General features: G+C 38.6%; 11 protein-coding genes. 1 reads left to right on the forward strand and 10 read right to left on the reverse strand.

What is annotated here, in order from left to right; all coding sequences use genetic code 11:
* The 10 genes from EWV84_RS18290 to EWV84_RS18335 all read right to left on the reverse strand — a co-directional run.
* The coding region (locus EWV84_RS18290; protein WP_287079201.1) for a DUF2887 domain-containing protein at positions 1–128 on the reverse strand (128 nt) is incomplete at its 3' end.
* Positions 129–202: 74 nt separating this feature from the next.
* A complete protein-coding gene (locus tag EWV84_RS18295; protein WP_287079193.1) occupies positions 203–871 on the reverse strand; it encodes a Uma2 family endonuclease in 669 nt (222 codons plus the stop codon).
* A gap of 17 nt (positions 872–888) precedes the next feature.
* On the reverse strand, positions 889–1,467 hold the full coding sequence (locus tag EWV84_RS18300; RefSeq protein WP_287079194.1) for a Uma2 family endonuclease: 579 nt from the start codon (positions 1,465–1,467) through the stop codon (positions 889–891).
* Between the two features lie 68 nt (positions 1,468–1,535).
* Positions 1,536–2,099 carry a Uma2 family endonuclease gene (locus EWV84_RS18305; RefSeq protein ID WP_287079196.1) on the reverse strand — a complete coding sequence of 188 codons (564 nt, stop codon included), beginning with the start codon at positions 2,097–2,099 and terminating at the stop codon, positions 1,536–1,538.
* A 5-nt stretch (positions 2,100–2,104) separates the two neighbouring features.
* Positions 2,105–2,557 carry a DUF5838 family protein gene (locus tag EWV84_RS18310; RefSeq protein ID WP_287079197.1) on the reverse strand — a complete coding sequence of 151 codons (453 nt, stop codon included), beginning with the start codon at positions 2,555–2,557 and terminating at the stop codon, positions 2,105–2,107.
* Positions 2,558–2,806: 249 nt separating this feature from the next.
* The gene (locus tag EWV84_RS18315) at positions 2,807–2,956 is read right to left on the reverse strand and encodes an anacyclamide/piricyclamide family prenylated cyclic peptide (protein WP_287079198.1); all 150 of its coding nucleotides are present in this window, start codon (positions 2,954–2,956) and stop codon (positions 2,807–2,809) included.
* 269 nt (positions 2,957–3,225) lie between these two features.
* Complete coding sequence (locus EWV84_RS18320; RefSeq protein WP_287079203.1) at positions 3,226–3,381, reverse strand: anacyclamide/piricyclamide family prenylated cyclic peptide; 156 nt, start codon at positions 3,379–3,381, stop codon at positions 3,226–3,228.
* A 284-nt stretch (positions 3,382–3,665) separates the two neighbouring features.
* Positions 3,666–4,070 carry a type II toxin-antitoxin system VapC family toxin gene (locus tag EWV84_RS18325; protein WP_287079199.1) on the reverse strand — a complete coding sequence of 135 codons (405 nt, stop codon included), beginning with the start codon at positions 4,068–4,070 and terminating at the stop codon, positions 3,666–3,668.
* The gene (locus tag EWV84_RS18330) at positions 4,055–4,285 is read right to left on the reverse strand and encodes a type II toxin-antitoxin system Phd/YefM family antitoxin (RefSeq protein ID WP_286826752.1); all 231 of its coding nucleotides are present in this window, start codon (positions 4,283–4,285) and stop codon (positions 4,055–4,057) included. The genes EWV84_RS18325 and EWV84_RS18330 overlap by 16 nt, the downstream gene beginning before the upstream one ends.
* Positions 4,286–4,424: 139 nt before the next feature.
* Positions 4,425–4,703 (reverse strand): BrnA antitoxin family protein, encoded by a 279-nt coding sequence (locus EWV84_RS18335; protein ID WP_286826753.1) that lies wholly within the window; start codon positions 4,701–4,703, stop codon positions 4,425–4,427.
* A 392-nt stretch (positions 4,704–5,095) separates the two neighbouring features.
* Between EWV84_RS18335 and lipB the strand changes: the two genes are divergently transcribed.
* Positions 5,096–5,764 carry a lipoyl(octanoyl) transferase LipB gene (lipB, locus tag EWV84_RS18340; RefSeq protein ID WP_287079200.1) on the forward strand — a complete coding sequence of 223 codons (669 nt, stop codon included), beginning with the start codon at positions 5,096–5,098 and terminating at the stop codon, positions 5,762–5,764.
* Positions 5,765–5,882: the final 118 nt, after the last annotated feature.

Here is a 5,882-nt window from a genome sequence, read left to right on the forward strand (position 1 = left end):
GCCAATTCTTTGATTTCGATTGACTTGAATTGATAATTTTGCGCTAGATTGGGAGATTCTCCTAGCAGTTGAAAGAGAAGTTCGGGAAAGACTTGAAATAGGGTATAAAAGATTTTATCGGTTTTCATTACTCCTTCTTTGGTCGTCAAGTCAATAGTTTTTTTATGAATTTTCGTGAAGTTTTTGTTAAATTTAGATTACTCTAACTAGCTTGATGTTTGAGCGTAGCTATTCCTAATTGCAAAACCTCTAAAACCTTGGCTAAGTCACCGGCTAGTAAAGCATTTCTATCTAACCATAATCCAGGGAATATCTGGGAACAAATTATCCCTTCTGAGTTCGGTTCAAGTTTAATATATTCTTCATTGGTTAATCTAAACCAATCAAATTCTCCATCTTCGACTCGCCAGACTAAATATTCTTGCACTTGGTTACGGCGATAAACATTGAGTTTTTGATGTAAGTCAAGGGAGACGGTACTCGCTGCAATTTCGACGATTAACTCTGGCGCACCTTCGACATAACCATCCTCACTAATCGTTGATTGTCCACCATTTTTAATTCTTAATAGTGCATCGGGTTGAGGTTCATTGTCCGCATCAAGGCGCACCGTACAATTATCACCTAATTCTGTTCCAGATGTACTTGACCAATAGTTACCTAACCAAGTAATAATGCGCGCATGAGGATTGCCATGATTCGTAATTCTGAGGGGAGAAGCCATAATATAAACAATTCCTTCAATGAGTTCTGCTTTTTTTAGATTTGGCATGGCATTATATCTACGCTCAAATTCACGACGAGTAAGCTTGTCCCCATTTTCTAGGCGTGGAATGGTTAATTGAGGAGAAATTGTCGCAGTAGCTATCATTTTGGTATTTCCTTTCGTCAAAAAATGGGTAATTCTAAAGTAAATCTAGGTAAAATTTCTTCGCCTGATAATGTAGTTGGTAATGCAATAATTTCGACAGATTGATTAGGGCGATAGATTTCTACCTTTTGGCTGGCAGGATCAATCAGCCACCCTAATTTTACCCCATTTTCCCGATATTCTTGCATTTTTTCTTGTAGGTATTTTAATGGAGCGGTACGCGATCGCAATTCTATCACGAAATCGGGACAAATTCTGGCAAATTTTTCTTGTTCTTTTAAGGGTAAAGCGTACCAGCGTTCATTAGCAATCCAAGCAACATCAGGAGAACGTTTCGCACCATTGGGTAAGGTAAAGATAGTAGAAGAACTAAAAACTTTACCGAGTTGGGTTTGCCGATTCCAAATCACTAAATCAGCATTTAATTCTGATTCTCGATTGCCACTAATGGCTCCGATGGGAGGCATAATGATTAATTCTCCTTGAGCAGTTTGTTCAAGTCGCCAATCGTCATTAGCACAGCACAGTTGATAAAACTGTTCATCACTTAAATTGGTGGTTTTCAGGTTTAAGACAATAGGTTCGGTGGTAATCATTATACTTATTTTTAAAGTCAATTAAGAGAGTAATAGTTTTAGAGACTAAATTAATTCTAACAAAAGAGCTAAAATACTTCAGAAACTTTTAATTTGAGTTCTTTAAATTGGGGAGATTGGAGGAAATCATCATTGCTAAAATTCCCTATTTCTGTATAAGTATTTCCTCTTAATGCTAAGACTAAAATTGTTTGAGTTTGGGGATCAACTATCCAGTATTCAGGAATACCACAATCTTGATATTGGATTCTTTTGGCTATGTAATCTCTTTCTCTTTGAATTTCACCAGGGCTAACTACTTCAATAACTAATAAAGGGGGTGACATGGAAAGAAGAATAGTATTTCTTTTTGAGAGTAGTTTAATATGTTCTTCTCGAATAATTGTTAAGTCAGGATAACGGTTTTTAGGTTCTCCTCTGACTTCTAATTCTAAACCATGTCCTCTGATTATATCAGTTCCTAGCATTAAGGCAAATACCAAGAAAAGACGATTGGCAATTTGGTAGTTAAGTCCTGATTCTGGTGGCATTTCTATCAATTCGCCGTTAAATAATTCATATAATCCCTCTGAATTATCCTCATATTGTAGATATTCAGCGAAGGTTTCAAATCGAGGTTTAGTTATTAACATCAATTTTACTCCATCTTGAATGATTTGTAATAATAAAGCCGAATATTGTCAATCTTCGTTTTCTCTAATTCTTTTTGAGTAGTACCTACCCACATACTAAGAACTGTTAGTTTGCTAAAGTCAAAGTTATGTCCTAAAAATTTCTGTAATAATGAATAATCTAATTGAACACCAACACGGCTTTCAACTTGCCGAAAAAAAGCTAAAGATTGAGTTAGATATTTTTGCCATTCTTGGGACTGATCTTTAAAAAAGAGCATAAACCGTGAGGCAATGAGTTTATCTAATTCTATCTTACAGGAGGCTTCAATATTACAATCGCCTTCAACTTCCATAACAAAATCTTCAAACAGCCGCAGAGGATAAATCGGCTCAACATCAAAAGCTTGTTGATGATTACGGATAAATTGTATTCTTTGCTCTTTGAGGGAGTTTTTTTGAATCTCAGCAACTATCATAATTTCAAGTGTTAGATTAAAGATGAAAAGTCGGGGATTTATGTAAATCTTTGATTTTGATTCTCAGAGTTTAAGAAAATCCCCGACTTTTTTAATCACTTCGCTCAAAAGCTTCTCCCGCGTGCCAGGTAACAGAAAGCCCTGAATTAACAAGGATTGTGCGTCAATTACAAGGGAGCAACCGTGCGCCTTGGCAAGCAGAAAAAGACTTTTGACATGATTTGAAGTTCGATGCTTGAATCGGGAGGATTACTCCGCGTCGTCTCCCGCAAAAGGATACCGCGAATCCCGCGCATCCCATTCCAGGGGGGCGATCGCATTGCCATCACGAGAGACGGTAGCGGCATTTTCCCGTTGGACGGGAGCAGAGTTATGGGGTGTCAGTTTCTTGGTTTTCATGGGGTAAAATCCTCCAGTAAGTTTACTGTTAATAGTTTTGATCTAAGTCCCAATAATGTCAAATAATGTCAATTGTTTCTAGGTCAATTTTTGTTAAGAAAGAGTAAAGTTTGCGAATCACACTTTCTCCCTTATTCCCGCGTGCCAGGTAACAGAAAACCCAGAATTAACAAGGATTGTATGTCAATTCGTTGAGGCAAACCGCACACCCTGGCAAGCAGAAAAAGACTTTTGACATGATTTGAAGTTCGATGCTCGAATCGGGAGGATTACTCTGCGTCGTCTCCCGCAAAAGGATTACTATAATAATCCCCAATTCCGCGCTTGCCCTGGGGGGCGATCGCATTGCCATCACGAGAGACGGTAGCGGCATTTTCCCGTTGGACAGGAGCAGAGTTACGGGGTGTCAGTTTCTTGGTTTTCATGGGGTAAAATCCTCCAATCAGTTGGTTTTTCACAGTATGGCAAAACTGCCAATCCAAGTCAACAGTTTCTAGGTCAATTTTTGTTAAGAAAGAGTCAAGTTTGCGAATCACATTTCTCCCTTAATAAAACAGCTACCCCCCCCCACAGGGCGGAAGATCAAGAAGATTTTTTTTTAGGGAAGGGGTGTCTTGAATTAGTCAACAAAAATCCTCCTCATTGCTGAAAACCGTTGAGACAAGAAGCTTAAGCCCCTTGTCCATACCCAATTTAAATGCACAACAGCTTACCAAATTACTGAAGAATAGAAATTAGCTATTTTTTGATCTGCGGTAATAATAGGAGCTTGATTTTTTTGGGCAATTGCCACAACCACTCTATCTGCTGCATCTCGATGTTCCCATTGTAACTTAACACTTTCTAGCCAAATGTTCTCATCTATGGGAATAATCTGGATAACATCAGACCTTTTGATCGCTGCAATATAGTCATCAATGTCCACACCTAAATCCAATTTTTGGTTTTTAATCTTAATGGCTATTTCCCAGAATGCTATTGATGGCACTAGACCATTTTTTTCCTGTTCCATAAGATCGCAAGCTGACAGGGCTCTTGGAGAAAGTTTATCTGGATCTAAACTCCACCAAATTAAAGCGCAAGTGTCAAGAACAATTTTTATACTTGCTGCCATTCTTCAGTTGTGGGAGTAGTTAAATCTTCAAAATACCGAACTTTTCCTCGCATAGTTTTAAATAATTCCGCAGTTGAATGACTTTTTCGATAGGGTGAAATTCTCGCCACTGGCTTATTCCCCTCGATCACTACAATCTCTTCGCCTTCTAACTCTACATTTTGTAACAATTCTAGTAAATTATCTTTTAACTGAGTTTTGTCAACAGTTTTCATAAACATTTTTTGATGATTTTATTGTTAATATTTTAGACTACACCACCAACAATGTCAATAGTTTCTAGGTCAATTTTTGCTGAGAAAGAGTCAAGTTTGCGAATCACACTTTCTCACTTAATAAAACAGCTATCTCCTTTTAGGGATTAGTAGTTGTAGATGAAGAACAAACCTTATTCGCTTGGGCATAAATTTTCAACGCGACAGACATTTGTTGTTGTGCCGTTCCTCCTTGGGACTGAAACCAGGCAAAAGTTTCTGGATCGACTTCAACTTCTACAGTAACAGAAGGATTAGGCATTCGCAGTTGTGCTTTAGCCCAAAAATACTCTGATAGAGGAGGAATATCAGAAGTGTCAATATCCTCATCTTTCATTTCATCAATTCTATTCCAATCTGTTTTTGAGATATTGTTCATAATATTTTTGTTCATCAGATAATGATTTTCTTAAAGATATAATACGAATTGTTTGAGCGTCAGGTTCAGTCATCTAGTAAACCAATAGCAACAAAGCGAACTTCTCCATAATTCTCTCGCTCATCTAATTCAACAACCATCGGTAAGTTAAAGATACGATAGGCATCTGCAAAGTCAAATCCCTGGGACAATTCAGACTTGAATTAGCGTTGTTCTGGTGCTTTGTTGGTGCTGATGAGGATAAACTGGTGTATATTTATCCCAAGAGATGATAGATGGGATCACTTTAGATTAGCACTTACTATTCTACCCCACATCTATGCTTCCCTTCTGTTAATTTTCCTTGGTGATCTTCCACATTTCTTCAATAATTTGACCAATCACATCTCTCGATGAATGCTCAAAAAATACCTCGTCTCTGTGAGCTAAAAATTCAGGCAATTACTCCCTATGCTCTCGCGTGGTCGCAACAGCGAGCGCTGGTGGAGGCGAGAATTGCTAATCCTAACTTGCCCGACATTTTGCTCCTACTGGAACATCCCCCCGTTTACACCCTCGGTACCGGTTCAGATATTAAGTTTATTAAATTTAATCTTGACAAAACCGACAAAGAAGTGTATAGAATCGAGCGAGGAGGCCAAGTCACCTATCACTGTCCGGGGCAATTAGTGGGCTATCCGATCCTCAATTTGCGCTATTATCAGCAGGATTTACACTGGTATTTGCGACAATTAGAAGAAGTCATCCTGCAAACTATCGCTATTTATGGATTGTCGGGGGAAAGAATCGGGGGTTTGACGGGGGTATGGGTAGAAGGGTATAAAATAGCGGCGATCGGTATTAAAGTTAGTCATTGGATTACCTATCATGGTTTTGCCGTCAATGTTTGTCCAGATTTAAGCGGTTTTGCCGAGATTATTCCCTGTGGGATTGCTAATAAACCCGTGGGCAGTTTACAGCAGTTTCTGCCTAATATTAGTCTTATGCAAGTACAGCGAGATTTATCGAGAGTTTTCGCCTCAGTTTTCGGTGTGGAATTATTTTCTCTTGACAAGGATTAATTTGACATCCTCACCGCCGTAAACGGACGGTGATTCCCAAACCTCACGATTTAGGTTTCTGCTTCTTTCCCTTGCGGGGTTTCGCACCTGCCTTAACAGATTTACTCTGTTCTGGTCT

It is taken from the genome of Microcystis sp. M_QC_C_20170808_M3Col (assembly GCF_007095505.1).
Lineage (GTDB): Bacteria > Cyanobacteriota > Cyanobacteriia > Cyanobacteriales > Microcystaceae > Microcystis.

Excerpts from the sequence above, each read along its gene's own strand:
- EWV84_RS18295 (WP_287079193.1), bottom strand. The coding sequence starts at position 871 with ATGATAGCTACTGCGACAATTTCTCCTCAATTAACCATTCCACGCCTA.
- EWV84_RS18325 (WP_287079199.1), bottom strand. The coding sequence starts at position 4,070 with ATGGCAGCAAGTATAAAAATTGTTCTTGACACTTGCGCTTTAATTTGG.
- EWV84_RS18310 (WP_287079197.1), bottom strand. The coding sequence starts at position 2,557 with ATGATAGTTGCTGAGATTCAAAAAAACTCCCTCAAAGAGCAAAGAATA.
- EWV84_RS18320 (WP_287079203.1), bottom strand. The coding sequence starts at position 3,381 with ATGAAAACCAAGAAACTGACACCCCGTAACTCTGCTCCTGTCCAACGG.
- EWV84_RS18335 (WP_286826753.1), bottom strand. The coding sequence starts at position 4,703 with ATGAACAATATCTCAAAAACAGATTGGAATAGAATTGATGAAATGAAA.
- EWV84_RS18315 (WP_287079198.1), bottom strand. The coding sequence starts at position 2,956 with ATGAAAACCAAGAAACTGACACCCCATAACTCTGCTCCCGTCCAACGG.
- EWV84_RS18305 (WP_287079196.1), bottom strand. The coding sequence starts at position 2,099 with ATGTTAATAACTAAACCTCGATTTGAAACCTTCGCTGAATATCTACAA.
- lipB (WP_287079200.1), top strand. The coding sequence starts at position 5,096 with ATGAATGCTCAAAAAATACCTCGTCTCTGTGAGCTAAAAATTCAGGCA.
- EWV84_RS18330 (WP_286826752.1), bottom strand. The coding sequence starts at position 4,285 with ATGAAAACTGTTGACAAAACTCAGTTAAAAGATAATTTACTAGAATTG.
- EWV84_RS18300 (WP_287079194.1), bottom strand. The coding sequence starts at position 1,467 with ATGATTACCACCGAACCTATTGTCTTAAACCTGAAAACCACCAATTTA.